The 23,756-nt window shown below is 58.0% G+C and carries 29 protein-coding genes; 10 read left to right on the forward strand and 19 right to left on the reverse strand.

What is annotated here, in order from left to right; genetic code table 11:
* Positions 1-138: 138 nt before the first annotated feature.
* Entirely contained in the window at positions 139-1,146 is a 1,008-nt protein-coding gene (locus AC2FLO_RS07070; protein ID WP_496753185.1) for a helix-turn-helix domain-containing protein, read from the reverse strand.
* Positions 1,147-1,347: 201 nt separating this feature from the next.
* Here AC2FLO_RS07070 and AC2FLO_RS07075 point away from each other — a divergent pair, with 201 nt between their 5' ends.
* The 4 genes from AC2FLO_RS07075 (at position 1,348) to AC2FLO_RS07090 (ending at position 5,532) form a co-directional block, all read left to right on the forward strand.
* Positions 1,348-2,784 (forward strand): metal-dependent hydrolase family protein, encoded by a 1,437-nt coding sequence (locus AC2FLO_RS07075; protein ID WP_496753186.1) that lies wholly within the window; start codon positions 1,348-1,350, stop codon positions 2,782-2,784.
* A gap of 110 nt (positions 2,785-2,894) precedes the next feature.
* Positions 2,895-3,227 carry a hypothetical protein gene (locus tag AC2FLO_RS07080; protein WP_496753187.1) on the forward strand — a complete coding sequence of 111 codons (333 nt, stop codon included), beginning with the start codon at positions 2,895-2,897 and terminating at the stop codon, positions 3,225-3,227.
* Between the two features lie 89 nt (positions 3,228-3,316).
* Complete coding sequence (locus tag AC2FLO_RS07085; RefSeq protein ID WP_496753188.1) at positions 3,317-4,339, forward strand: metallophosphoesterase family protein; 1,023 nt, start codon at positions 3,317-3,319, stop codon at positions 4,337-4,339.
* A complete protein-coding gene (locus AC2FLO_RS07090) occupies positions 4,336-5,532 on the forward strand; it encodes a carbohydrate porin (protein WP_496753189.1) in 1,197 nt (398 codons plus the stop codon). The genes AC2FLO_RS07085 and AC2FLO_RS07090 overlap by 4 nt, the downstream gene beginning before the upstream one ends.
* Before the next feature lie 471 nt (positions 5,533-6,003).
* Here AC2FLO_RS07090 and AC2FLO_RS07095 read toward each other — a convergent pair whose 3' ends face one another.
* The 16 genes from AC2FLO_RS07095 to AC2FLO_RS07170 form a co-directional block, all read right to left on the reverse strand.
* Positions 6,004-6,360: an SPW repeat domain-containing protein gene (locus tag AC2FLO_RS07095; RefSeq protein WP_496753190.1), complete on the reverse strand. Its 357-nt coding sequence runs from the start codon at positions 6,358-6,360 to the stop codon at positions 6,004-6,006.
* 23 nt (positions 6,361-6,383) lie between these two features.
* Complete coding sequence (locus AC2FLO_RS07100) at positions 6,384-6,632, reverse strand: EF-hand domain-containing protein (protein ID WP_496753191.1); 249 nt, start codon at positions 6,630-6,632, stop codon at positions 6,384-6,386.
* Between the two features lie 111 nt (positions 6,633-6,743).
* A complete protein-coding gene (locus tag AC2FLO_RS07105; RefSeq protein WP_496753192.1) occupies positions 6,744-6,932 on the reverse strand; it encodes a hypothetical protein in 189 nt (62 codons plus the stop codon).
* A gap of 338 nt (positions 6,933-7,270) precedes the next feature.
* Positions 7,271-8,905 (reverse strand): chaperonin GroEL, encoded by a 1,635-nt coding sequence (groL, locus tag AC2FLO_RS07110; protein WP_496753193.1) that lies wholly within the window; start codon positions 8,903-8,905, stop codon positions 7,271-7,273.
* 41 nt (positions 8,906-8,946) lie between these two features.
* Entirely contained in the window at positions 8,947-9,234 is a 288-nt protein-coding gene (locus AC2FLO_RS07115; protein WP_496753194.1) for a co-chaperone GroES, read from the reverse strand.
* Positions 9,235-9,903: 669 nt separating this feature from the next.
* Positions 9,904-10,437: a hypothetical protein gene (locus tag AC2FLO_RS07120; protein ID WP_496753195.1), complete on the reverse strand. Its 534-nt coding sequence runs from the start codon at positions 10,435-10,437 to the stop codon at positions 9,904-9,906.
* A gap of 76 nt (positions 10,438-10,513) precedes the next feature.
* Entirely contained in the window at positions 10,514-10,651 is a 138-nt protein-coding gene (locus tag AC2FLO_RS07125) for a hypothetical protein (RefSeq protein WP_496753196.1), read from the reverse strand.
* 132 nt (positions 10,652-10,783) lie between these two features.
* The gene (locus AC2FLO_RS07130) at positions 10,784-11,536 is read right to left on the reverse strand and encodes a transglutaminase-like domain-containing protein (RefSeq protein WP_496753197.1); all 753 of its coding nucleotides are present in this window, start codon (positions 11,534-11,536) and stop codon (positions 10,784-10,786) included.
* A gap of 85 nt (positions 11,537-11,621) precedes the next feature.
* The gene (locus AC2FLO_RS07135) at positions 11,622-12,077 is read right to left on the reverse strand and encodes a hypothetical protein (RefSeq protein WP_496753198.1); all 456 of its coding nucleotides are present in this window, start codon (positions 12,075-12,077) and stop codon (positions 11,622-11,624) included.
* Positions 12,074-12,553, reverse strand: a complete 480-nt coding sequence (locus AC2FLO_RS07140) for a hypothetical protein (protein ID WP_496753199.1) — start codon at positions 12,551-12,553, stop codon at positions 12,074-12,076. The genes AC2FLO_RS07135 and AC2FLO_RS07140 overlap by 4 nt, the downstream gene beginning before the upstream one ends.
* Positions 12,554-12,691: 138 nt before the next feature.
* Positions 12,692-12,874 (reverse strand): phosphate-starvation-inducible PsiE family protein, encoded by a 183-nt coding sequence (locus tag AC2FLO_RS07145; RefSeq protein ID WP_496753200.1) that lies wholly within the window; start codon positions 12,872-12,874, stop codon positions 12,692-12,694.
* A gap of 15 nt (positions 12,875-12,889) precedes the next feature.
* Positions 12,890-13,159, reverse strand: a complete 270-nt coding sequence (locus AC2FLO_RS07150) for a hypothetical protein (protein WP_496753201.1) — start codon at positions 13,157-13,159, stop codon at positions 12,890-12,892.
* Between the two features lie 83 nt (positions 13,160-13,242).
* Positions 13,243-14,271 (reverse strand): protease modulator HflC, encoded by a 1,029-nt coding sequence (gene hflC / locus AC2FLO_RS07155; protein ID WP_496753202.1) that lies wholly within the window; start codon positions 14,269-14,271, stop codon positions 13,243-13,245.
* Positions 14,268-15,335 carry an FtsH protease activity modulator HflK gene (hflK, locus tag AC2FLO_RS07160; RefSeq protein WP_496753203.1) on the reverse strand — a complete coding sequence of 356 codons (1,068 nt, stop codon included), beginning with the start codon at positions 15,333-15,335 and terminating at the stop codon, positions 14,268-14,270. Before hflK ends, hflC begins: the two co-directional genes overlap by 4 nt.
* A 107-nt stretch (positions 15,336-15,442) precedes the next feature.
* Positions 15,443-15,787: a hypothetical protein gene (locus AC2FLO_RS07165; RefSeq protein ID WP_496753204.1), complete on the reverse strand. Its 345-nt coding sequence runs from the start codon at positions 15,785-15,787 to the stop codon at positions 15,443-15,445.
* A gap of 11 nt (positions 15,788-15,798) precedes the next feature.
* Entirely contained in the window at positions 15,799-16,092 is a 294-nt protein-coding gene (locus AC2FLO_RS07170; protein ID WP_496811665.1) for a hypothetical protein, read from the reverse strand.
* Between the two features lie 278 nt (positions 16,093-16,370).
* Here AC2FLO_RS07170 and AC2FLO_RS07175 point away from each other — a divergent pair, with 278 nt between their 5' ends.
* From AC2FLO_RS07175 to AC2FLO_RS07185, 3 genes are all read left to right on the forward strand, one after another.
* Positions 16,371-16,796, forward strand: a complete 426-nt coding sequence (locus AC2FLO_RS07175) for a hypothetical protein (RefSeq protein WP_496753206.1) — start codon at positions 16,371-16,373, stop codon at positions 16,794-16,796.
* Positions 16,793-17,206 (forward strand): hypothetical protein, encoded by a 414-nt coding sequence (locus AC2FLO_RS07180; RefSeq protein ID WP_496753207.1) that lies wholly within the window; start codon positions 16,793-16,795, stop codon positions 17,204-17,206. The genes AC2FLO_RS07175 and AC2FLO_RS07180 overlap by 4 nt, the downstream gene beginning before the upstream one ends.
* Positions 17,207-17,419: 213 nt before the next feature.
* Entirely contained in the window at positions 17,420-17,608 is a 189-nt protein-coding gene (locus tag AC2FLO_RS07185) for a hypothetical protein (RefSeq protein ID WP_496753208.1), read from the forward strand.
* Positions 17,609-17,666: 58 nt separating this feature from the next.
* Here the strand turns inward: AC2FLO_RS07185 and AC2FLO_RS07190 are convergent, their stop codons facing one another.
* A complete protein-coding gene (locus AC2FLO_RS07190) occupies positions 17,667-18,401 on the reverse strand; it encodes a Crp/Fnr family transcriptional regulator (protein ID WP_496753209.1) in 735 nt (244 codons plus the stop codon).
* Between the two features lie 149 nt (positions 18,402-18,550).
* Here AC2FLO_RS07190 and AC2FLO_RS07195 point away from each other — a divergent pair, with 149 nt between their 5' ends.
* The 3 genes from AC2FLO_RS07195 (at position 18,551) to nhaA (ending at position 21,444) form a co-directional block, all read left to right on the forward strand.
* Positions 18,551-18,793, forward strand: coding sequence for a hypothetical protein (locus AC2FLO_RS07195; RefSeq protein ID WP_496753210.1), 243 nt, complete (start codon positions 18,551-18,553; stop codon positions 18,791-18,793).
* A gap of 222 nt (positions 18,794-19,015) precedes the next feature.
* Positions 19,016-20,029: a fatty acid desaturase gene (locus tag AC2FLO_RS07200; protein WP_496804301.1), complete on the forward strand. Its 1,014-nt coding sequence runs from the start codon at positions 19,016-19,018 to the stop codon at positions 20,027-20,029.
* Positions 20,030-20,133: 104 nt separating this feature from the next.
* Complete coding sequence (nhaA, locus tag AC2FLO_RS07205) at positions 20,134-21,444, forward strand: Na+/H+ antiporter NhaA (RefSeq protein ID WP_496753212.1); 1,311 nt, start codon at positions 20,134-20,136, stop codon at positions 21,442-21,444.
* Positions 21,445-22,204: 760 nt separating this feature from the next.
* Here nhaA and AC2FLO_RS07210 read toward each other — a convergent pair.
* Positions 22,205-23,755, reverse strand: coding sequence for a relaxase family protein (locus AC2FLO_RS07210; protein ID WP_496753213.1), 1,551 nt, complete (start codon positions 23,753-23,755; stop codon positions 22,205-22,207).
* Position 23,756: the final 1 nt, after the last annotated feature.

Below are 23,756 nucleotides of genomic sequence, written 5' to 3' on the forward strand. Positions count from 1 at the left end.
AGCGGTCTTGGGCAGTGCGCGCGGAAGCCGTCGCAAAGGGCGTTAAGCGGCCGTTCCTTGAGGCTTTCGCCAGGTTCCAAGGTGCAAACACTACAGTCGCAATTTCTTGCAGCCAGAATGTCCGGTTGCCTTGGCAAATTAAGTTTTCTCGCTGCTCAAGTCGCGATTAGATTTTCGGAAATCCGTTGGTGTCAAACCATTCGCTCGGCGAAAGGCGCGGGTGAAGTTCGCCGGGTCCGAGAAGCCCAGCGAGGAGGCAATGTCCGCAATTGATCGTTCCGTGGCAGTAAGAGCTTCGCGCGCGTATTCCTGACGGACAACGTCGATCTCGCGGGTGATATCGGACCCAAACGCGGCCAAGCGCCGTTTCAGTTTCTGCTGGCTCATCGATGCGAGCTCAGCACATTCGGATGCCGTCAAGCCACCCCTTCCCATGTGGGCGCGCAACATCTGGCGAAAAGAGCGGACGAATTCCGGCGCATCCTTGTCCTTTTCCGCGTATTGAGCATCGTCGAAACTCGCGTTTTCGAAGGGCGCCGCCAGCCAGGAGGAGGGAAAACGGAGCCGAAAACCCATGCGGTCGCCCTTTATCGGCCGCATCAGGTCGAACTCGGGCGGGAGAGCTTTGGGATCGCTGACGATAACGGTCATCTGAGAGGGATCGAGGTGATTGTGCAATGCGCGACGCAAAATGGCCAAGCCGAGTCCGACCATGAAGGCGTCGTTTTGTGCCGGCACGACGGTCGGTTCGAAGGCGCGCCGCTCCCCCAAGGTTACAGTCGCGCCGTCGAGATGAAGAAATTCTTCGGCCGAGGAAGCAATTCTGTTCGCTGTTGCAACAAAGATCGACAGATAATCGCCAACGGTCGCGGCACGGGCCTCCGCATCCGCAAGCGTTGGCCAACCGTCAAGCTTTAGATGAGAAGCCACACGAGCGGCCAAATAGCAGTCCTGTGCCACTTCTGCTGCGTTCTCGACAAATTGCGTGATGACCATGACATGAACCGATGCCTCGGGATCAAGCGACATCTCCTCGCTCAATCCGACATTTTCGAACGCCGACGCAGGGTCAACACCACGCTTGCGAAGTTCCGACGCGAATGGCCGGAGAACGCTCAGTTTGACGAGTGGTAGGTCCTGTGGCATTGATTCTGTCTCCGGTCTATCGACGCTCTGAAGCGTACCCGCTGTCAGAAGCCTGGGCAGGAAAAAATGCCTAAATCAATCTCCATAGGTCAAAAAACTGGCTTGGGTGATCCGCCGGGACAGGTCCGCATCCGAGCCGTTCGCTATACTGCCTTCCCATACGAGCCCCTTTTCTGGTGCTGCGTCCAATGGGAGAATGAAATGCCACAACTCTTGAACTCGATTGCCGGCTTGGCGCTCGCGACAGCCATTGCCGGTTCGGTATACGCGCAGGAGAATGGGCCACCGCCCATACTGTTCACCAATGTTAATGTGTTTGACGGGTTCAGCCCGGACCTGATTATGGACGCGAATGTTCTGGTCGAGGGCAATGTCATCACACAGGTCTCGACCGACCCGATTGAGGTTGAAGGGGCTTTCGAAGTGGATGCGACCGGCAAAACGATGACTCCCGGGCTGATCGACATGCACCAGCACGTGATGCTGAATGCACCAGAGGGCACTGCCGCCTATCAAACGCGGTGGGACGAGGCGGCCGGCGGGGCCATCGCACAGCATCACCTGGTCAACAACATCCTGATGAAAGGCATTACGTCGGTTAGAGATATTGCCGGTGATCCTCTGGACATTGCAAAAGCCATTGACATGGGCCTGTTACCTGGTCCGCGTATTATCTCCTCTGGTGGCGCGATTTCCCAAACCGGCGGTCATGGTGACTTTGCCGGGCGAAACATCCCGCCTGGGGATCTTGCCGACCACGCTGACGTCGCGCAGGCCAGTCAGAACACCTGGGTCGTCGATGGCCCGGATGAGGTCACGAAAGCCGTGCGCCTGAACCTGCGGCGCGGCGCGGGGTTCATCAAGGTCATGGGAGGCGGCGGAGTCGCCAGCGAGTTCGATCCGCTCGATATCCTGGGTCTGTCCGAAGAAGAGGTCGCCAAGGCTGTCGAGATCGCGGCCGACAACGGCACTTACGTTGCGGTCCACGCCTATCACGACGAAAGCTATGATCGGCACCTGCGCCTTGGCACGCGCTCCTTCGAGCATGGTTTCCTCATATCCGAAGATATGGTCAAACGTATGGTGGCCAAATACGAAGAGTCTCAGGACATCGTCTGGAGCTTCCAGTGCTACATGAGCGTCAAATCGTTCGGCAGCTACGAGTCCATGCCTGCCTTCTTCACCCACGAACAGAAACTCAAGGGTGTCAGGGTCGGTGAAGGCGTTCGCGCGATGTCCAAGTGGATGAACGAATACGGGATGTTTATCGTTGGCGGCTCAGACATGTTCAGCCCGGGTCTTGTCGAGAAGATCAAGGAAGACATCACCTGTAATGTGGATGCGGGCTTTACACCCGCCCAAGCGCTAAAGCACTGGACCGGAAATGCCGGTATCGTGATGGGGTGGTCTGGTCCGAAGAATCCTTATCCGACTTACCACCTTGGCCGGATCGCGCCCGATAGCTATGCGGACATCCTGCTGTGGGACGGTAACCCGCTGGAGGACATCAACCTGATCCTAGACGAAAGCAAGCTGCAGTTTGTGATGAAGGACGGGCGGGCCTACAAGAACACGTTGGTCGATAGTGACAGCATCATGTACCGGCCAGCGGTTTCAGAACCGAAAGTTTATCCCTGATCCTATGATCTAGGCTCCGTCACTTAGCGGTGACACAGCGGGGCGGTTTCTTTACCTCGGCCGCCCTGCATCCATTCGAAATGAAGCTCAAGAAAACACAGGAAAACAACATGCAACGCATATTTTCTTTTGGTCTGATACTCGGCGCGCTAATGGCCGCGACGGCAACCTTTGCACAGGTGTCGGATGCCTCCAAGCTGGGCGCGAATGCGGGCGCCATGGAGTATTGCCGCGACAACTTCATGACGGATGACGACAACGGTCGGTACGCGCTTCTTGTCGCCGCCACGACCAAAGATTTTGCATCGCTCGATGGCGACAAAGCCAAGGCACTGGTGATGAAGAAGGCCGCTGAAGATGGCGAATATCTTGGAGACAAGCTGGACGCTGGTCGATGCGAGAGTATCCGGAAAATCCTTTTGACCCAATACGCTATCAAATGATTGGTAGCGAACCGACCAATTTTGAGCCATAGGCGGGGTTGTTTGTTCCCTCGGCCGCCCCGCACCTGCATCCACCAAGAGGCTGTTCGATGAATCTCATCCCTATCGTTCTGGCAACTCTGTCTCTGACCGTTGGAGCGTTCGGATGCACGGCTGCCGTCCTAGCACAAACGCTTCCCACCAGCGATGGCCCTGCCCCTTACACGCATGACCGGTTCGACAGCGACCCCGGCAAGTTCACCTTTGCGATTCATGCGGACCTGACCGGCGGCGAGCGTACCGGCGTGTTCGACGTGGCCATGGCGCAACTGGAACTGTTGCGCCCGGACTTCGTGATCAGTGTCGGCGATCTTATCGAAGGAGGCGAGATCGAACCGGCCGAGTTCGAGGCGGAATGGGATGTCTATGATGCGAAAGTGAACAACATTCCCGCGCCCGTCTTTTACGTCGGCGGCAACCACGACCTGTCCACCGACCTTTCCCGGCAGATCTGGGCAAAACGCTATGGCCCGACTTACTATCATTTCCGTTACAAGGACGTGCTGTTCCTGGTGCTTGACACCGAGGATACCCCGCCAGGCGACCGGGCAAACATAGCGCGTCTGCGGGCAGAGGCGGTGGAGACTTACAAATCCGACGGACGCGAAGCGTTTTCGAAAACGGCCTACGCGTCTCATCCCCATCGCAGCGCGGGGACGATCAGCGAAGCGCAGGTCGCGTATGTCCTGAAGGCGATATCCGACAACACCAATGTGCGCTGGACATTCCTGTTCACCCACAAGCCTGCCTGGAAGCTGGACGGAGACACTCCGTTTGCGCGGATCGAAGCCGCGCTGTCGGATCGCCCGTACACTGTTTTCAATGGCCATGTTCAGGCGATGGCATACGAGCACCGGAACGGGCGCGACTACATCCAGCTTGCGACGACGGGCGGGGAGCAGTTTCCGGATCTGGGTCTTTCCGAGGATCACATTGTTCTGGTCACCATGACGAAGGGTAAGCCTGCCATTGCCACGCTGATGATGCACGGCATCCGGGACATGACAGGAAACTTGCCGGGTGCTGGCAACACGCTGTGTTTCTCGACCAAGGACTGCGGAGAGACGAAATGAAGACTGCCTTGTGGACTCTCGCCGTCTGGTCCCTGACCGTGTTCTGTGGACCCGCCGCATATGCTCAGAGCAGTGGCCTTTCCGGCCCGTCTTCCACTGCCGCCGATCTGGAGCAAGGCGATGGTCTGACCGATCCGCAGTTCCGCAGCACCTTTCCCCGCAACATTGCCCCGGGCTGGTTTGCTTGGAAGGACCGGCTGGCCAAGCAAGGGTTCCGGTTCAACATCGACTATCTTACCCTCGGACAGAATTCCAGCTCGGACATCGGCGAGGGCGAAGCGGGCGGCGGCATTGCGCGTTTTTATGGATCATGGCAGGCCACGGAACTTGGTTCGCTGACCTTCAAGGTCGAGCATCGCCATGCCTACGGAGCGGTTGCTCCTCAGTTCTTGGGATTGGATGGCGGTGCTTTGTCGATCACCGGCACGGCGTTCAACGATAATGGTACCATGCTGACCAACCTGTTCTGGACCCAGCGCAGCGCAAACGGCAATTGGACTCTGCAGGTCGGCCAGATCGACGTGACCGATTTCGTCGATGTGTACGGTCTGGTCAGCCCCTATACCGGGTTTCAGAACCTGGCATTCAATACCAATCCGACGATCAATGCGCCCAATGCGGGCCTTGGCATTGCCGGTGGGCTGAGGCTGGGCTCGAACTTTTACGCGGTTGCAAGTGTCGCCGATGCCAATGCGGATCCGGCACAACCGGATTTTGATGTGTTCGACCACGGCAACCTCTTCAAAAGCCTTGAGATTGGTTACACCTCGGGCTTTGACCGGATTCACTTCGACAATGTTCACCTCACGCTCTGGCACGCGGATGCCGCCGATGATGGCAGCAGGGCCGAGGACTACGGTGCAGCCTTCTCCGCAGCCTGGTTCATCGACAACCATTGGATGCCTTTTGTTCGGGCGGGCTGGTCCAAGGGCACGGCGGCGCTTTACGAGAAATCCGTGTCTGCCGGGATCGGCTATTATGGCCGCAATACCGACCTTGCGGGGATCGGGCTGAACTGGGCCGAAGCGAACGGCATCCCCGGCAGCCAGACGACGCTGGAAGCCTTCTATCGCTTCTCGATTTCCCCGGGCTTACAGATCACCCCGTCAATCCAGTTCATCAACAATCCGCTACTCAATCCGGGGCAGTCCAGCATTACGCTCTTGGGTCTGCGTGCACGGGTTGTGTTCTGAGCGCCCAGGCGAAGAACAAGGAGATAGCGGACATTTGCACAGACTGTCACAACGTCGCTAGTGGAGATTGAACATCCAATCGTCACAATTTAGGTCAAAGTCGGTTCAGGGCCGTTCAGTGCCGTTTGATCCAAAGGATCTAATATCCGGAAGGTCCGCGTTGCAGACCTTGATGTGGCGTGCGGCGAAGGTCCGCTGAGCGGACATAGTGTGAATTCGCTGCGTTTGAACAGGATGCTACTTTCGTGCGCTTTGCGGACTTTCGTCTGCAATTGCACACGAGTTGCACAGTTCGAGAGGTTATGGCTTTGATCCAATGGGAGAGTCTGTCCCTTCCTCCATAAGTCGCGAAGCGTTCGACTCGCGGTCAATGGCTAATAGCCATCTCCGGAAGAGATGCAGGGTGAGTAGTATTGGCAAGGACAACGATTAAAAGTGTGGGGCGTTTGCCGCCCCGCACAATGTTTTTCACTATGCGTGATGTTTCGGCATTTTCTGAAACACCACATAAAGGCCCGCCAGAACCAGAGCCGTTCCGACGACGCCGGCATTCCAGGCGGTCATAGGTTCAGTGAATCCGAACAGCCAAGGCGCCGCTACCAAAATCAAACCGTAAGAAACTCCCAGGTAGGTCTGGACAAGGTAATGTTTGTTGTGGCCGTAACCCGCTACGGTCAATGCCAAAAGCCCCGAGAGAATGAGCAGTCCTGCATCACCAATGACGGCATTGCTAAGAGCTGATTGGCCACCAAGAAGTAAAAATGGCGACAAGATCAACCAGAGCCCTGACGCTGTGAAGGTCCATCTGAACAAATCACGATTTTGCATGGCGCATACTCCAAACTTTGGTTTCAGGCATCGGTTTCGGGATCCGCGAGGTTGCCAAGCTCGACGGCGATAGCCATTTCCTCGTCGTCGACGAGTCCATCACCATTTGTGTCGATGTCGCCGAACACTTCCTCGGAGAGTTCAGGATATGAAACCTGAAGTTCAGCGAAGGATGCCATGCCGTCGCCGTCAGTATCAATTTCGGCGGACATTGCATGGGCGGAGAATGCGACGGATGTCATGAGGGCAGCTACGAGAATTTCATTTTTCACGTTTTTTCCAATCAAGATAGGGCAATCCATCATAGATTGCGGTTCAGGTCCCGGCGCACTACATTCTGCATTTGCGCAAACTGGCCTGCTTTTTCACGCGGCCGTTATTTTTTACGCAAGGGCTTTCCTGGCAGCGTCGAGTTCGTATTTCGTCTTGATGTCGTCATTCGCTTTGTGCGCGGTCTCAGCAGCGTTGTAATGTCTCCAGGCCTGCGTTCTTTTTTCACCGAAGGGTGCGCCTCCACAGCTGGCTTTAACGGACTTCATCTTTTCCGAGATGGTATTGGGGTTGAGTTTCATTGTTGTGTCCTTTCCTAGGCACTTCGAGAAAGAGCGGCGCGCGAAAGAAGAATTTCTTTTTTAGGGAACTGCAACTTTCGCGCCGCTTTAAAACTCGAAAACACACTTCCTGCTGAATTTTCAGCGGGCATATTCTAGCTAGCTTACATTCCAGTTTTCGACGCTGACACAGATCAGCTTGGAGCGATTTAATGTCAGAAAGCGGAGCCTTCAGACATGGTCTACTTAGGGGGCAGAGCGACTATAAAAAGCCGGGTCGCTGGTGCGAGCCGTCTTCAGGAATATGCTGCTCGCGGCTCATAAAGATTGGTTCCAAGGCCGCGAGCAAAAGTTCGCTTCTACATCATGCCTTCCATACCCTCCATGTCGGGTATGCCGTGGCGGTTCGGCTTGGCGGGTTTGTCCGCCACCATCGCTTCAGTGGTGACCAGCAGGCCGGCAACCGATGCGGCATATTCCAGCGCGATCCGAACGACCTTTGTCGGATCAATGACACCGGCCTTCAACATATCGCCGTACCGGTCGAGCTGCGCATCATAGCCGAACGTCTTGCTGGCGTTCTCAAGTACTTTTCCAGCAACGACTGAGCCATCAACACCGGCGTTTTCCGCAATCTGGCGCAACGGTGCCTGAAGTGCTTTGCGGATGATCTTGATACCGGCATCTTGATCCGCGTTGTCTCCTTTTAGCCCTTCCAGAACCTTGCCGGCATGGACAAGTGCGACGCCTCCGCCTGGTACGACGCCCTCTTGGACCGCCGCACGAGTTGCGTTCAAGGCGTCATCAACCCGATCCTTGCGCTCTTTCACTTCGATCTCGGTCGCACCACCAACTTTTATCACCGCAACACCGCCCACCAGTTTGGCCAGCCGCTCCTGCAGCTTTTCCTTGTCGTAGTCAGAGGTGGTCTCTTCGATCTGGGCGCGGATTTGAGTGACACGCGAAGCGATAGCCTCTTTGTCGCCTGCGCCGTCGATCACAGTTGTCGTGTCCTTGGTGATTGTGATCTTTTTGGCATCGCCAAGCATGTCCATCGTGACATTTTCGAGCTTGATACCCATTTCCTCGGAGATCACCTGTCCACCGGTCAGGATGGCAAGATCCTCCAGCATCGCTTTGCGGCGATCCCCAAAACCAGGCGCTTTGACACCGGCCACTTTCAGGCCACCGCGCAGCTTGTTCACCACAAGGGTTGCGAGCGCTTCGCCGTCAATGTCTTCGGCCATCACCAAGAGCTGCTTGTTCGCCTGCATGACGGCTTCAAGCAAGGGCACCATAGGGGCCAGAGACGTCAGTTTCTTCTCGTGCAGGAGGATGACGCAGTCTTCCAGGGTCGCCGTCATCTTGGCGGTATCTGTGATGAAATACGGGCTGAGATAGCCACGATCAAACTGCATGCCCTCGACCACTTCGGTCTCGGTCTCCAACCCTTTGTTCTCTTCGACGGTGATGACACCTTCGTTGCCGACCTTGGCCATCGCGTCCGCGATCTGTTGACCGATAGCAGCTTCACCGTTTGCCGAAATGGTTCCGACCTTGGCGATCTCAGCCTTATCGCCCACTGGCCGCGACATTGCCTTGACCTCGGCAACAACGGCGGTGACCGCTTTGTCTATACCGCGTTTCAGGTCCATCGGGTTCATGCCCGCTGCGACTGATTTCATACCTTCCTTGACGATGGCTTGGGCCAGAACCGTGGCGGTGGTCGTGCCGTCCCCAGCCTCGTCATTTGTGCGCGATGCAACATCTTTGACGAGTTGTGCGCCCATTTTTTCGAACGCATCCGAGAGTTCGATTTCCTTGGCGACCGTAACACCGTCCTTGGTGATGCGCGGCGCGCCATAGGATTTGTCGAGGACCACGTTGCGGCCCTTGGGACCCAGCGTGACCTTGACGGCGTTGGCGAGCGTATTGATGCCCTTGAGCATGCGATCACGGGAGTCCGTGCCGAATTTGACGTCTTTTGCAGACATGACGGTATTCCTTAAAAAAATGGGTGAGGGTTCAGCGTTGTTCAGGCCATAGTGCCTAGGATGTCGCTCTCCTTCATGATCATCAGCTCTTCACTGTCGATCTTAATTTCAGTGTCCGACCATTTGTAGAACAGAATTTTGTCGCCGGCTTTGACGTCCATTGCGATACGTGCGCCTGCGTTGTCTTTTGCACCCGCGCCAACGGAAACGACTTCGCCTTCCTGCGGTTTTTCTTTTGCATTGTCAGGGATGATCAGGCCGCCCGAGGTCTTTTCATCGCCTTCAATACGGCGGACCAAGACACGGTCATGTAATGGGGTAAACTTCATGGAAATGCTCCTTTTCGAGATTTCCGGGTAGGGATGGCATGCGTAGGGACACATTGGCACTCGCCACACCTGAGTGCCAATTTATGAAAAATGGCTATCGCGGCAGATCTCTACAATAGGCTGTTGAACTATATTTCGCTCAAACCTGCTTTTCAGGAATCGCGCCCTGAACGGCTGTCTTGCTTTACCTTTCTCCCACCAATCGCCAGCGCAGGCCTTCCTGCGACGCAGTTGGCTGTGGCAGAGACCTTCGGCTTTTCTTGATTGGGTTTCTTGGGCGCAGGCGAATGATAGAGCTGCCCTTGTGATAGAGCCGTCTGCGTTTCCTGTGACGGTGGGGAAGTTCCCAGCCCCCTTCGCCCCATAAGACATCGGTCGGCGTGATGCGAGCGATGTCTAGACAGGCCGAATTGACGGGTCCAGTACGGTATTGGGAAGACGGCGCGGGCACCGATGGAAATCAGCGGCGGCGAGATGCACCCGGGCTGACGGCAACGGCGTTTCGCCAGGCTTTCAACCCCTTGCAGCGCCGACATATCCGTTCTCCAAAGCCCTCGCTCCAGAAGACAACATCGCATCTCAGGCAAGGGCGTTTTCGAGGTATGTCGCCCAAGGCCCTATCGGGCGCGATGTCCGGCGCTGCCACCTCGGCCATGGCCTTGTTCGCCGTCATATCTGTTCTGCTACGAGGCATGTCCGCGAGGGCGGCGACGTTTCCGGTCGCGAGGGCATGCCTTCGTTCTCGGCAGCCTGGATTGGCGCAATTTCGCGTGCTCCTTGGTACGCCGGCTTCGGGTCCAGCACATCCCTGTCAGACTGGGGCGTTCGGTGCCCAGAATAGAGATGTCGCAGATGCGCCTCGGAGACTCCGTCAGCCTTCATCACGAGGCGCACCATTGGATCTGCCAGCATTTCCTCGAGGAAGAAGTCAGATAGCGCCTTACCCGTAAGCTTATCTCTGGCGCGTGCGTGGTCGAGGTCGGTAAGAGAAACGGTCAGGGTTCGCGCAAGCCCGGGATACGATGTCCGCGGATGAAGCTTCACCAGGACGGTGGCCTTCCAGGCTGCGGGATCCTCTTGATCCGGGGGTGAAACCGACTCCGTTTCGATCTCGTACTCTCCTTCCGGGAGCGTCTCGTTGAAGCCGGGTAAAGTGAACGGTCGGGCGAACACCGCGACGGTCTTGCTCGTCAGATCTTCCATCGTCGTGATCCTCCATGTTGCTGCTGCGGGTGGCCCGCGCCCCCTTTGAGAATGGGGCGCGTGGCCTTTGCACGTCTCAAGATGTCTTGGATTTCGCTGGCACTTCCTTGACGACGGCCTTGGGCTCGTTCGCCTTGGCTGGTGCCTTTGCTGTTTCGGCAGGCTTCGGCTTCATTGCGGCCGCAGCCCTGGCGGTCAGGTCCTTGAAGGACATGTCATCGATCCTTTGATTGGCCGATGCTAAATTCCTCGTCCGTGCCGGACCGGGATACTTTGCATCGGTATTACCTATATGGGGACTGGCTACCCGATTTACGATGGTGCACCGCGAAGGAAACAAGGTCAGTCAGGCCAATTCATCGGTCCAGACATTGAATTCCGTCAAAGTGTTGTCGCCGAATGTCTGGGTCAAAGGCACATCGGCGGCATCGCGGCCGCGCGCGATCAGAATTCTCGCAATCCTCGGCTTGTTGTTGCGCGGGTCGAACATGTGCCATTCACCAGCGAGAAAGACCTCCATCCATGCGGCGAAGTCGCCAGGCGGATGCGGGAGAGGCTCACCAATGTCGCTCAGATATCCGGTGCAGTAACGTGCCGGAATATTCATGCAGCGACACAGCGCGATGGCGAGATGGGCAAAGTCGCGGCATACACCCTGTCGCTCGGCGAGGGTCTGCGTTGCGGTGCGCGTCGCCTTTGCCTGCATGTAGTCGAACGCCACGTGATTGTGCACGAAATCACAGATCGCCTGAACGCGGGACCAACCGGGTTCCGTGTTCTCGAAAAGTCGCCAGGCTTCCTCCGAGAGAAGATCGGTATCGCAATACCGGCTCCCCTGCAGGAACACGAGTGTCTCGAACGGCAGATCCTGAACCGCGTGCTGCTGCGCATCAGGAAAGACGGGATCGGGCTGGCCGGTATCGCGGAAGATGCCGTCTGTCGACAGGGTAAAGTCGCCCTCCGGAGCCAGCATGCGCGTACACCAGTTGCCGAAGCCATCCCGGTAGCTTTCGAGCGGCACGCTGGGGGAGGTCACGAGATAGTCCGCGCGCTCCAGGTCGCCGAAGCGCGAGTAGTGGACGTTCAGCATCGCGATCATGGGCGTCTGCTGTGGAATGCGGTAGCGCAGACGGCACCCGATGCTCACTCGCATGCCGGACGCACCGCGACGAGACACATCCGCATCACCGTGCAAGGATGCACGCCCCGTCGGAGAGCCGGAAGCCTCGGTTGCAGCTCCACCGGTTTCCGGGTTGGTCGAGATAGGCGTTCTCCGGCAAATTGATGGCGATGCAACCGTCACCATAGCTGGGCGGCTGAGCATCCTGCGGTATCTGCCCCGTGCCATCCTGCGCAAGCACAGGGAAGGCGAGAGACGCTATCACACCGGCTATAACTGCCATCCTCGCGATCAGCCTCGCAAGGGGATGTCTGATCGCCGCTTGCTCTTTGGCGGACCAGATTCCGCCGGTTGCTGCGGGTGTCTTCGATAGCCCAAGTGTGAGCGTTCCGGTCAGCCGTCGGGTGCGTGCAACCGGTGTTAAGGAGGCCTTTGAGTTCGGTATCGATGGCATGCCTTCGTTCTCGGCCACCTGGATCGAGAAGTCCCGTGGAACTGTCGGATGAGTGCTACCGGTCATCGGGGCGACAACTTGTGCAGGGCCGCAGCGGCAAGAGCATGTTCCTTCTGGTAGTAGTCGCCGCGGAACTTGCCATCGACCCGCACCTCCCAGATGCCGTTTCTTTCGTGTACCTGAACCCCGCCTCGCTGCTTTGGCCGGTTCATGGAAGACTCCTGTGCTCCTTTGCGTCTTGGCGGCTCGGGCTGCTTGTCGGACACATCCTGCTCCTTCGCGTTGCGCGCGCGCACTTCTCCGAGGAGCATCACCGCGCGAATGAACTCTTCTGCGTAGTCATCGGTTTCGCGGTGATCGTGTTCACGCCGCGCCATGCTCATCGGTTCGACGAACCGTGATTTCAAATGATCGATGAACCGCGGCTCCGTGCGGGCCATGTAGGCGATCAAGGCCTGCAGGATCCGCTCATGGGCCAGAACACGCCGTTCAAGATCGGTCGCTTGTGGTTTAATCTTTGAAAGACTACCGGCTGGTGCCATGGCTCTACCCTTTAAGTTGTTGGATTGCCCCTGGAGCGACCCGCGCTCGCGTCCGAACATGCAGGCATCATCGGTTCGTCGAGATGCCTGTCTTCGCATCTTCCTACCATCCGAGCGGATCGATTGTGCTGACGCAGGTTAGCTTGGGTGCAACCGTGCAGCCTGCTGACCGATTGCCCAGATAATTACGAGCGCGGAAATCGATAACAGAAGAATTGCCGCTGCTTCGATCAGGATGTTTACCGGCTCCATTTCCTTGCCCTGTAAGACCACCAGACGACCAACTGCGGTGATTGCAATGAATTTTGGATACGCGAACACGGAATTGCGTTTGGCTTAATACACCGCAACCATTCCGATCACTTCAAGGTAGAGAAACATCAGCAGAATATCGGCCAGCAGGATTGTACCAAGGCGAAAGATAGCCACGATTTCAAAGGTGACGGCGAGGAGCGTCATGGCCACGATCACAACCAGCAACAGACGCTCGATGAAATGGACCAAGCCCAGGGCAAACAGCCTTTCAGCGCCCCCCGCGTCATCGCCTTCTTGTGGGGGCACCGCCCTGTCGGCCGCTGCCGCTTCCGCTTGATGCACTCTATTCATGATTGCGTCCTTTGGCCACGAAACTATCGGCCCACGCCGACATCTGAGCGTGTCACGATCGGCGTCGCAAGGTCTTGCGCTGGTCAGTCCCTGCCGTTTGACGCCACGCCACCATCGCCCGGGTCGCTACCGGGGTCGCGGATTGGGTCTGCCTCGCCCTGCATACCGCGCAGGAACTGGAACAGATCGCTGTCCGTCGTCAGGACAAGCGTCGTGTCGTCGGAGATCATGTCGCCGTAGGCCTGCATTGTTCGGGTGAAATCGTAGAATTCCACAGAAACGGCATCGACATTGTAGGCGCCCGCATAGATTGCTGCTGCTGCGGCATCGGCGGCACCGCGGATTTCCTCGACGGCGCGATAGGCTTCGGACTGTATCTTGTTCAGATCCCGCACCCTGTTGCCTTGAATACGGGCCGCTTCGCCGTTGCCTTCAGACAGGAAGCGTTCGGCGATCTGCCGGCGCTCCGAGATCATGCGGTCATAGATCTTGGGTCGCACGCTTTCGTTGTAGTTTATGCGCTTGAAACGAATGTCGAGAAGCTCGATCCCGAAGACGCGCACCTTCTCTGCCGCCGCCTCGAAGATCTGCTGCTCGACCAGCGCCCGCCCCTTCGTGATGGGAACGAGAGCGCCAATGTCCTGCGCAAGCTCCTGGTCCGTCAGAAGCGTGTCCCGAAGCGGTGTCCGGCCCCTGGTCGTGCGCACAATCTCGATAAGTTCGTGCTTGGCGACGGCGTTCCGCGTCTCGCTACCGAGGATATCATCGAGGCGCGACTGGGCGCTGCGTTCGTCGCGCAGGCGCAAAAAGTACTGCAGAGGATCGGTGATCTTCCAGCGCGCGAAGAGATCGACCGAGATATAGAGCTTGTCTTTGGTGGGCATGTCCGATGGCGAGCCGTCCCACTCCAGAACCCGGCTGTCGATCCGGTTAACCTCCTGAACGAAGGGGAGTTTCAACTTGAGACCAGCCTCGGTGATCGGCGCGCCGACCGGCTTGCCGAACTGGGTGATGATGGCCTGTTCGACCTCGCCGACCGTGTAGACGGCGGATGACGCAGCGACGACCCCGGCAACCGCGATCCCCGAGGCAATAAGCGAAAGGGTCTTCATCGTTGCTCTCCTGTCTGTCGATCAAGGTTCAAAAGCGGGAGGATGCTTGCCGTGGACCCGTCAACGATGATCTTGGAACCAATTCCCGGCAGAACATCCTGAAGGGTTTCGATGTAGATCCGGCGCCTGGTCACTTCGGGCGCCAGACGGTATTCCGTCAGGAGGGCCGTGAATCGGGCCGCGTCGCCCTCGGCTTCGTTGATCCGCCTCAGGCGATAGCCATCGGCTTCGCGGATGCGCTGGTCCTTTTCGCCCTCGGCCAGAGGTATGACGCGGTTGTATTCGCGGCGGGCCTCGTTGATGATCCGCTCCTTCTCTTGTTGTGCCTGGTTGACCTCGTTGAACGAGGCTTGAACCGGCTGGGGCGGATTGATGTTTTTCAGCTGTACCTGATCGATGCTGATGCCCATCGCGTATTTGGTCGCGAGCGCCTGCATCTTCAGCAGGGCTTCGCTTTCGATTTCCTGGCGCCCGACGGTGATCACCTCGTCGACTGTGCGGTCTCCCACGACTTCGCGCATGACGGACTCCGAGACGTAACGCAGGGTCGCGCTTGGCTCGCGCACTTCAAACAAGAACTTCCGGGGTTCGGAAATCCGGTACTGCACCACCCACTCCACGAGCGCGGCGTTGAGATCGCCAGTCACCATCTCGGTCTCGCGGCGACCGTCCGTCGGGCTCTGATAGGGATCGGAGGCACCCGGAGTCGTGAACCCGAACTCCTGTTTCAGCTGGCGCTTGACCGGGACCAACGTGGTCACGTCGATCCCGAACGGGATCTTGAAGTGCAGCCCCGGAGGGACCTCGGCCGCGTACTTCCCGAACCTTTGGACAATCGCAACGGAGTCGCTCGGCACCGTGTAATATGAGGACCACGCCCCAAACGCCACAAGCGCAATGGCGGCCCCGATTGCAAGACGCTTCACCGGTGGCAGACCGTCCGGCAGGATGCCGTGCAGCCGATCCCGCCCCCGCCTGAGTATTGCGTCAACCTCAGGGGGAACGCTGGTCTGCTTGTTTTTCCAAGGTCCGCGATCTTCCGGTCCATTGTCATCAGAAGGCATCGCAAGCTCCTATTTCGGTTTTGGCACTCGGTGCGATGCCTGGCTCGCGCGTTTGACGGTGCGATCCGTTTTGCGTCATCACATCGTCGGCTCTGAACAGCATGACCTCAGAGTTCCAGTTCCTTCAGGCAGGCTTGCGCAATGTCTCGGTCTGGGGCATCGGTTCCTGGCATCGTCGCCCAGCCGGCTGTCATGAGAGCGTCGCGCCTCTGGTAGGTTGAGGCTGCCCGGATTGTTGCAAGCTTGTCTGCCCGCGCCGGGTCGGATCGCGCCATGTCGAGGCAGACCGGTACCATGGAGGCAACGACGTCGTCACGGGACATCGCCATCGCCCGGTCATTCGAAGTGCCGCCGGTTACCCAGCCGCCCCATGTGAATCCGACGACACCGACGAAGACCGCGCCGATCAGCGCGCCATAAATGCCGGGTTTGAGCCATTCGGGAGTTTTCATTTCAAGTCCTCCTACGGGGAAAGCGCCGCATCGCTGTGATTGTTCGTTTCGGTTGTGGCCGCATCCCGGCTCAGCGCCTCTTTCAGGTCTTTTTCAGAAATGGCCCTCAACTCGGAGCGTCCCGCATGACTGCCCCTGCCGCGCACTGTCAGGTACGTCGCCGTCCGTCGGTAAGCCTCGAAGCTCAGCCCATGGAGAAGCTCCTCTTCGACGAGAACTTCGTAGTCGCCCGGGGGTAAATCGCCCGGGTATCCCGGCAAGGTGAATGGGTTCGAAAACGTCACCGTCGATCTGGTCGACCGCATGGTCATCTCTGATCTCCGCGGTGTTGGCAGATTCGTCGCTCATCACTGTCGACGGCCCCTTTGAGTCCGGGACGGAACAGTCGAACGATTTAGTGTCTTGTACCTCAGGATCGTCCGACTGGCACTGACGCATGTTAGTCCCGGGCACCAAACCGGCTGCGACCTACCCGGGGGCAGTCGCGCGCACTGACCTGTGTAAGGGCGGGGAGACCGACCCACGCGTATCCTTTGGGAAACAGGGGCGATCTGCGTTCCTGCAACCAAGGAATGGAATGACAATGGCCGACCCCAATGTACTCAACCCGCACCCACCCGAGTTCGAGCGATTTCTCTATGCGTCCGTTGGCGAGGATCGAAACGGATATGTCGTGACGGTCCTCTCCACGCTCGCGCGGCTCGGCCTCGATCCATGGAAAGAAACCGCTGAGCTGGTCGCTCTGGGGCGCGATGCCGCGGGATCACGCTTGGGAAAGCTACTTGCTCGATTTCCGGATGTTCCCACGCTCGAAAGCGATCACGTCAGGATCGCACGAGACTTGAGCCAACTGCTCCCGGATGGCCCGACGCCAGGTACCCTGAAGCGAGCTTCCTCGACCGTTGCGGATGGCCGCCCGGGTACAAGCGGCGCGATCTGGGCCGTGCTCGCGATCATCTTTGTGCTGTTTCAAGTGCTGACGTTTGGCGGGTCTGGGTCAGGCGAATGACCATTTCCACTCAGACCACCAAGACAAAAGGTCATTCCGCGCACAAGGCCGGGACGCTATCGCCTGGCGAACAAGGCGTACTATGGGATATGGAGGAACACTTTTGGACCAGTGGCGCTGACAATGCGCGGGCGACGACAGCAACCAACGCTGTCATGATTTTCCCCTATCCTCCCGGCATCCTGCAGGGTGACCAGATCTGGACCCATCTAAAGCAGAGCACCGGCTGGCGCTCCGTCGTCATGGCCGAACGGCGCGTGATGCGGTGTCACGACATCGCCATTCTCACCTACCGGGTCTCGGCAGAGAAAGCCGACGTGTCGATCTACAAGGCACTCTGCGCCTCAACGTACCTCGACGATGACGGCACCTGGCTGAGGATCTCCCACCAGCAGACCATGGTGGCCTGAGTGCCGCGGTGTCATTCGACCTGTCGCACGCCGGGACTAACCTGCGTCAGTGCGGGCGACCTCTGGCAAGGCTAGGTCAGGCATGTCCGCCGAATATTTGGTGGCAGAGAAGATTTCCGAGTACCCGAGTTGCGCGTCGGCGTGCCGATCCCAAAAGGGTCGGCATGTCGGCACGCTTCATATTCTCGGAGCGTCCAGGAAAGGACAATTCCAATGACTCCCGAACAGAACAAGACTGCCGACAAGATGAAATCCGTCAAGGCCACGTGGGACAAGGCGCCCGCTGGTCCGAAGAAGGACGCCGCTCTGAAGCATTACCAGGCGGCCGAGAAGGCGCACACGGCGAAGAACGACGCCGAGACCAACAAGGAACTCGATGCGGCGACCCACGCCCTCGCGTGACCTCCGGCGTTTGACGTGATCACCGGGGCCGCCTGCCAAACAAGGGAGGGCGGCCCTCTTACTTTAGGAGCGGTCCGGTCTGGTCCAGATAGGCTGCATCAAACTCAGCCAGTTCCACCAATCCAGCATGGTCTTCAAAGGACACGCGACCGTCTCGAAAGGTCACCAGCCCTCTTTCGCGCAGCTGTCGCAGGACGCGATTCACATGAATGGCACTTAACCCCAGCACATCGGCCAAGTGATACTGGGTGAGTGGGCAGTCGTATCCTTCTCTGGATCCCATACCGACCAGTGCCAGCCTTGATCCCAGTTCCAACAGAAAATGTGCCATCCGGGCGTCCGCGTCGCGCCTGCCGATCCCTACAAGGTGTTCGACCACCATTGCCTCGTCCCGCGATGCCGCCCAAAGAATGGCTGTCGCAAGCCGCGGCGTATCCGAGAAGGCCGCCAGAAGGTCGCTCTTCAACACTTTGGCGGCCTCGATGTCCACGATGGGTTCGAAACTGTGGTCCGAGGTGCGCAACAGCACGCTGCGCAAGCCGAGGAAATCCCCGGGCACCTGAAAATCGACAATCTGGCGTGTCCCGTCAGGCTGGAGCTTGTAGGAACAGACCCAACCCGCGGACAGAATATAGGCGGCTTGATCGGATTGCCCCTGATGGACCATATCGCGCCCAGCGACGAAGGAGCGGCGGCGCTGGTGCAGGCGCTCGAGCACATCCAACTCCGCCTTTGACAAAGCGACAAAGGCCGAAAGCTTGCGGGTGAGCGGGCTGGTCACGAATGGTGTCATAGCTTCTCCCTGACAGGTCCGTCAGCCGCGTGGAAATCGTTTCTTCGACTGCTCTCGATCAGTCCAGCATAGCTCATTTCGTGCGAGAAGTACGGATAGGTCCGGCGCGAATTCGGGCCAGATCGCGAAACGAGATGGGAAACCCTAAGATGTCTACGTTGAACGAGTACTCAGGACAGGCCGCCCTTTCAATATGCGAGGCACTTCTGCTTGCCTTGAACGATGGCGGACTGCTGCCGGAGCACGAGATCGTAGGTGTTCTTCGCGACGCCGCAGCAACCCATGAGAACGCCAAGGGATCGGAGGCCGAAACGGAAACGCACCGATCTATTGCGGCCCTCATCAACCAGATCATCGCTGGTGGCAACTCCGTTCGGAGGCCGCAACTGTAAACACTCAATCACACAGGATTTCCATTGCCGATGAAGCTTTCGTCCTATTCAACCAACAGTCGTCGCCAAGAGCGAGATCGAGAAGAGATACCGGATCAAACCACCAACCGAGTCCGTAAAGCTCAGCCTCTGAGCGCGCCGCAGCCCCCAGTACAAGCGCGGGCCTCGTCCATTGCGGGTAAGGAGCCGGGCCCGCGAAATGCTGCCGGTCAGACTGATCTGATGCGGGAAGAGCCAAAATTGGCTCCGTCAGACTGGTCGCGGGCGATGGCGAAATACCGACAGCCAATCCATTCCCGCAGCATCTTCGAGCTGACTGTGACAGTGGCCCCGTTCGTGGCAATATGGGCGGTCGCCTGGTGGATGCTGTCGATCAGTACTGCGCTGGCAATGGCCCTGGCACTGGTGAATGCGGCGTTCCTCGTCCGACTGTTCATGATCCAGCACGATTGCGGTCACGGGTCCCTGTTTCGCAGTCGGCGCCTATGCGACTGGATCGGTCGCGTTATCGGCGTGATCACGCTGACGCCCTATGACGTCTGGCGCAAAACGCACGCAATCCATCATGCCACGACCGGAAACCTCGACCGGCGGGGTGTCGGAGATATGCCGATCCTCACAGTCACGGAGTACCGAGAAAAGGGGTGGCTCGGCCGGGCGCTCTATCGGCTTATCCGCAATCCAGTTTTCCTGTTCGGAGTGGTGCCGTTCTATACGTTCTTTTTGCAGAACCGACTGCCCGTTCACTTGATGCGGTCGGGCTGGCGATACTGGCTGAGCGCAATGGGAACAAACGCTGCCATTGGTTCGGCGCTGACCTTGATTGTCTGGCTGGGTGAATGGGACGTTGTTCTTTTCGTCTTCCTGCCAACCATGTTCTTGGGTGCAGTCGCCGGCATGTGGTTCTTCTATGTCCAGCATCAGTTCGAAGAAACCAGTTGGCAGCACGAAGAAAATTGGAACATCCACGAAGCAGCACTTTACGGAAGCTCACATTACGAGCTTCCGGGCGTTCTACGCTGGATCACTGGCAATATCGGTGTCCACCATGTTCATCATTTGGCCAGTCGAATTCCGTTTTATCGCCTGCCCGAGGTGATCGAGGATCACGAGATTCTGGCACAGACCAAACGCATCACGCTTCAGCAAAGCCTCCGCTGCGCGCACCTCCACCTCTGGGATGAGCATCGCCGCAGACTTGTGTCGTTCGCCGAGGCACGCGCTCCGTCTGACTGAGCCTTGCATGTATGATCTCTGGGACAAAGAGACGCGCGAAGGTGCCTACTGAGCTTTGAAGTGCGGGCAGCGCACCTTCCAATTGGAAATGGTATGCTCATCCCATGATCGACAATCCCCAGACTCTGCCCCACGAGGCCGCCGACAGAATAACAAAGCCATTTGCGCGCTTTTTGAAAATCGAAGCGGCGGCAGGCGGGCTCCTTCTTCTGGCGGTTCTACTGGCCTTGGTGCTGGCAAATTCACCTTGGCAAGAGGCCTTTCTGGGCTTTTGGGAGACGCCCATTGGCCTGACGTTCGGCTCGTTGGATTTCACCCGCTCGCTGCGACACTGGATCAATGACGGTTTAATGACGCTCTTCTTCTTTGTGCTTTCGTTGGAGCTCAAGCGGGAGATCGTGCTGGGCGAATTGCGAAACCCTCGACAGGCCGCCCTGCCGTTTGCAGGCGCAGTGGGTGGCATGGTTGTACCGGTCTCCCTGTTTCTTGCGATGATGTACGGGCAACCCGGGATGCACGGCTGGGGAACCGTGATGGCGACAGATACGGCGTTCGTGATCGGGTGCCTGGCCCTTTTCGGAAACCGGATCCCGCCCACCTTGCGTCTGTTCCTGCTTTCCCTCGCTATCTTTGATGATGTCGGTGCGATACTCGTGGTCGCCCTTGGATACGGGGAGGCGTTGACTTGGTCGGCGCTCGGGTTGGGCCTGCTGGGAATTGGTGTTGTAGCAACCGCTTCGCGCCTCGGGATCAGAAGCGTCCCGGTCTATTTCTTCATGGGGGCGGCAGTCTGGCTGTGCTTCGATGCCTCTGGCGTTCACGCGACCATAGCCGGTGTCATTCTGGGCCTCATGACGCCTACCCGAATTTGGGTGAGCGATATTCGCCTGCGTGCGATCCTCGGGCGCGTACTCGCCGCTCGGAACGGCGATCATCGGCAAGGGGATGTTGCAGGCCATCATGACCTTCGTCAGGCGGGCCGAGCGCTCACCGAATCGCTCTCGCCGGTCGAACGTCTTGAGATGATGCTGCACCCTTGGGTCGGCTTTGCAATCATGCCGATCTTCGCACTGGCAAATGCTGGCATCACGATTGGCGGTGCCGATTTCGGACAACCGGTCTCCGTGGCGATCATTGTCGGCCTGGTGCTGGGAAAACCGATTGGCGTCCTCGGGTTCAGCTGGCTTGCGGTCCGCTCAGGCCTCGCTGTGCTCGCGCCTGGGCTGTCGTGGCCATTCATCATCGCCGGCTCGTTTCTCACGGGAATCGGTTTCACGATGTCGCTGTTCATTGCGGGCCTCGCATTCGACTGGTCCGTCCTGAATGCGGCGAAGCTGGGCATTCTCAGCGGATCAGCGCTCTCCGCGATACTCGGAATCACACTGCTGATCTGGCTGACACTGCGAAGGACGTGACAACAACTCATCGCATTGCCACTACGTGCCGCAGGTCGCAACGGGCATGAGTATCGAGTTCGAGGGCATAGCATCGGTCTGATTCAAGGAGCTCAGTCCCCTGCTCCCGATCCGTGTCAGTGCAAGGAACAGCACGAAAAGGACAAATCCCGTCGCGACCAAGAGGTACATTCAGCCAACATCTGTCGCTGTCGCATGGAGGACTGCACGCTCGATCGCCGCAGGCGTGATCGCAGCGGCGAGCACGAAGATGGCAACGACCGCCACCGACACGGGAAAACGCCGACCTTCGTCTCACCATCTCTTTGATGGGCTCTACAAGGGACAAATGACTACGTGCCGTTGCAGAGTTGATGAGATCTCTAGGCCGTTCCAGGTCCAATGCGCTTCAATTGAATCTAATCCACACAACCGCCAAACGCCCGACAGAGTGCGCCAGAACGCGATTTCTTGTTGCACACACAGTGTACACAGAACAAATTAAGATATTGATTTTACTAACAAACCAGTCCAATCCATCACTGGACGGCCGCTAAGCGCGTCTTCTAATGCCCGCTTTTCGTGGGTTTTCAGCCATTGGTGCATTCTGCAGCATCAAACACTTTGGGCTCTTTCGAGCTCTTCGCTGCATTCTACATGAAGTTCCGGTTTATCCGCTACGCACCCAGCAAAGAAATCGCAGACGTGTGGTGAATTGCTGCAGAACGAATCTAAGATTCCCACTGCAGACCCTCGAACCACGCCAACATTTGCAGTTAGATCAAAGCGAATGTCCGGCGCTGCGGTGGCTATCTCTCGCGTCTAACTCTCTTTCAGTCGCTTCTCGGCGTCTTTCGCTAGTTTCCAGCTGGTCTCTAACCCCGCCTGCAGCGTCGCGTAATTCTGCTCCTCGCGCAGCAAGTCGGCCAATGTGGTGACGGACGTGAGATGTGATTTCATCAATAGCGCCACGCAATGCGCCAAGCCATTCACCTTGCTTTCGATCCTGCTGGTCGAGCGCTTCTCCAAGGCGTGCAATTCCTTGGCTGAACTCTTGCAGGCCGTCACCAACCGCTCGACGGATGCGAGCAATTCGCGTTCCAATGCTGTCAGGGTCTGTGTCATCTAGGGTTCCTTGATCTCGATACAGATGACCGGCGTCCCGGCCATGGTGCAGGTCATCAATTCGGTCCGGTCGGGGTCCAGCGTCACCCATGTCTGCCCAGCCTGTTCGATCCGTGTCAGGCCAAGCCTCGTCATCTCCGAGCGCGTGATCAAGCCCGCCCAAAACCAACTCGCGATCAGCACTGTCGCGATCCAGGATGAGACCATCACCACGATCACCCAGGGTGAGATCGTCAACCAGCGCCTGATCGTCTCGCTCCGCCTCTCCAACTCGCTCCTGCTGTCGCTCAGAAAGAACCTGATATCGGTCTCGATTGTATGCAGCGCGCTGGTCGCAATGCTGCTGAAATCGCTCCTGAAGCTCTCCAGTTGAGATGCCATCAAGGCGGCGTGGTCGCTGCGTACTGTCTCCAGGTCCGCGTTCAATTTCTCGGCGAGGCGGTTCGGCTTGCCAGTCGTCATGGAAAATCTCTCCTTTCAAACGCCAGCGCTCGCCGGTGTCGGGGTCTTTGGCGGTGATGTAATTCTTGCTGGCACGGGGGATATCAAAGCCTGCATCGGCCAAAGCATCGATCATGCTGGCGCGGTCGGTGATGGTGCCGACGCTGATCTGATCGAGGATCCAATCGTGCAGCGCTTCGCGACCTTGCGCGCGCGTCGGCGCTTCAATCGTCGCCCTCACTTCGCGAGCGCGATCTGGCTCCAAAGGGTCTGCCCAACCGTGCGTCTTGTTCATCAAATCACGCAGGCTGGAAAAGGCGTTTTCATGGCCTGGCGGTGCGATGTTCAACGTCTTGCCCGTGCTCAGCTCAAGGCGTGGCGTGCAGAAGTGCAGCTCGACATTGCCTTCATGCGAGTGGCGCACCCAGAGACAATCGTATTGATCCCTGTCCAGCCCAGCAAAGGCCAGAGCCTCAAATAGCTCAATGGCCTCTTGCTGGGCGGCGGGACTGGGATCGTCGCTGTCGGCAAAGCTGATCACACCTGCCGTGTAGCTCCATTTGTTGGGGCTCGCATCGATAAGGTCGCGGGTCTGATCAGGATTGCCGTGCAGCACCTCGGGCAGCGGGTCGCGGATCTTGGTTTGCGGCTGGCCGTTATCATCACGGATCAGATTGCGGTTCTCGTCATAGGCCAGAACTTCGCGCGCGGTCAGGTAGTCGATGGGGGCTGCACCGCCTCCCGTACCGGTGGAGAAGAACGACATG

It is taken from the genome of Ruegeria sp. TASC047 (genome assembly GCF_059612445.1).

Excerpts from the sequence above, each read along its gene's own strand:
- AC2FLO_RS07165 (WP_496753204.1), bottom strand. The coding sequence starts at position 15,787 with ATGAAAACTCCCGAATGGCTCAAACCCGGCATTTATGGCGCGCTGATC.
- AC2FLO_RS07135 (WP_496753198.1), bottom strand. The coding sequence starts at position 12,077 with ATGACCGGTAGCACTCATCCGACAGTTCCACGGGACTTCTCGATCCAG.
- AC2FLO_RS07190 (WP_496753209.1), bottom strand. The coding sequence starts at position 18,401 with ATGACACCATTCGTGACCAGCCCGCTCACCCGCAAGCTTTCGGCCTTT.
- AC2FLO_RS07125 (WP_496753196.1), bottom strand. The coding sequence starts at position 10,651 with ATGTCCTTCAAGGACCTGACCGCCAGGGCTGCGGCCGCAATGAAGCCG.
- AC2FLO_RS07195 (WP_496753210.1), top strand. The coding sequence starts at position 18,551 with ATGTCTACGTTGAACGAGTACTCAGGACAGGCCGCCCTTTCAATATGC.
- AC2FLO_RS07090 (WP_496753189.1), top strand. The coding sequence starts at position 4,336 with ATGAAGACTGCCTTGTGGACTCTCGCCGTCTGGTCCCTGACCGTGTTC.
- AC2FLO_RS07170 (WP_496811665.1), bottom strand. The coding sequence starts at position 16,092 with ATGCGGTCGACCAGATCGACGGTGACGTTTTCGAACCCATTCACCTTG.
- AC2FLO_RS07140 (WP_496753199.1), bottom strand. The coding sequence starts at position 12,553 with ATGGCACCAGCCGGTAGTCTTTCAAAGATTAAACCACAAGCGACCGAT.
- AC2FLO_RS07095 (WP_496753190.1), bottom strand. The coding sequence starts at position 6,360 with ATGCAAAATCGTGATTTGTTCAGATGGACCTTCACAGCGTCAGGGCTC.
- AC2FLO_RS07175 (WP_496753206.1), top strand. The coding sequence starts at position 16,371 with ATGGCCGACCCCAATGTACTCAACCCGCACCCACCCGAGTTCGAGCGA.
- nhaA (WP_496753212.1), top strand. The coding sequence starts at position 20,134 with ATGATCGACAATCCCCAGACTCTGCCCCACGAGGCCGCCGACAGAATA.
- AC2FLO_RS07130 (WP_496753197.1), bottom strand. The coding sequence starts at position 11,536 with ATGATCGCGATGCTGAACGTCCACTACTCGCGCTTCGGCGACCTGGAG.
- AC2FLO_RS07210 (WP_496753213.1), bottom strand. The coding sequence starts at position 23,755 with ATGTCGTTCTTCTCCACCGGTACGGGAGGCGGTGCAGCCCCCATCGAC.
- hflC (WP_496753202.1), bottom strand. The coding sequence starts at position 14,271 with ATGAAGACCCTTTCGCTTATTGCCTCGGGGATCGCGGTTGCCGGGGTC.
- AC2FLO_RS07070 (WP_496753185.1), bottom strand. The coding sequence starts at position 1,146 with ATGCCACAGGACCTACCACTCGTCAAACTGAGCGTTCTCCGGCCATTC.
- AC2FLO_RS07105 (WP_496753192.1), bottom strand. The coding sequence starts at position 6,932 with ATGAAACTCAACCCCAATACCATCTCGGAAAAGATGAAGTCCGTTAAA.
- AC2FLO_RS07180 (WP_496753207.1), top strand. The coding sequence starts at position 16,793 with ATGACCATTTCCACTCAGACCACCAAGACAAAAGGTCATTCCGCGCAC.
- AC2FLO_RS07080 (WP_496753187.1), top strand. The coding sequence starts at position 2,895 with ATGCAACGCATATTTTCTTTTGGTCTGATACTCGGCGCGCTAATGGCC.
- groL (WP_496753193.1), bottom strand. The coding sequence starts at position 8,905 with ATGTCTGCAAAAGACGTCAAATTCGGCACGGACTCCCGTGATCGCATG.
- AC2FLO_RS07185 (WP_496753208.1), top strand. The coding sequence starts at position 17,420 with ATGACTCCCGAACAGAACAAGACTGCCGACAAGATGAAATCCGTCAAG.
- AC2FLO_RS07085 (WP_496753188.1), top strand. The coding sequence starts at position 3,317 with ATGAATCTCATCCCTATCGTTCTGGCAACTCTGTCTCTGACCGTTGGA.
- AC2FLO_RS07120 (WP_496753195.1), bottom strand. The coding sequence starts at position 10,437 with ATGGAAGATCTGACGAGCAAGACCGTCGCGGTGTTCGCCCGACCGTTC.
- AC2FLO_RS07075 (WP_496753186.1), top strand. The coding sequence starts at position 1,348 with ATGCCACAACTCTTGAACTCGATTGCCGGCTTGGCGCTCGCGACAGCC.
- AC2FLO_RS07115 (WP_496753194.1), bottom strand. The coding sequence starts at position 9,234 with ATGAAGTTTACCCCATTACATGACCGTGTCTTGGTCCGCCGTATTGAA.
- hflK (WP_496753203.1), bottom strand. The coding sequence starts at position 15,335 with ATGCCTTCTGATGACAATGGACCGGAAGATCGCGGACCTTGGAAAAAC.
- AC2FLO_RS07200 (WP_496804301.1), top strand. The coding sequence starts at position 19,016 with ATGCGGGAAGAGCCAAAATTGGCTCCGTCAGACTGGTCGCGGGCGATG.
- AC2FLO_RS07150 (WP_496753201.1), bottom strand. The coding sequence starts at position 13,159 with ATGAATAGAGTGCATCAAGCGGAAGCGGCAGCGGCCGACAGGGCGGTG.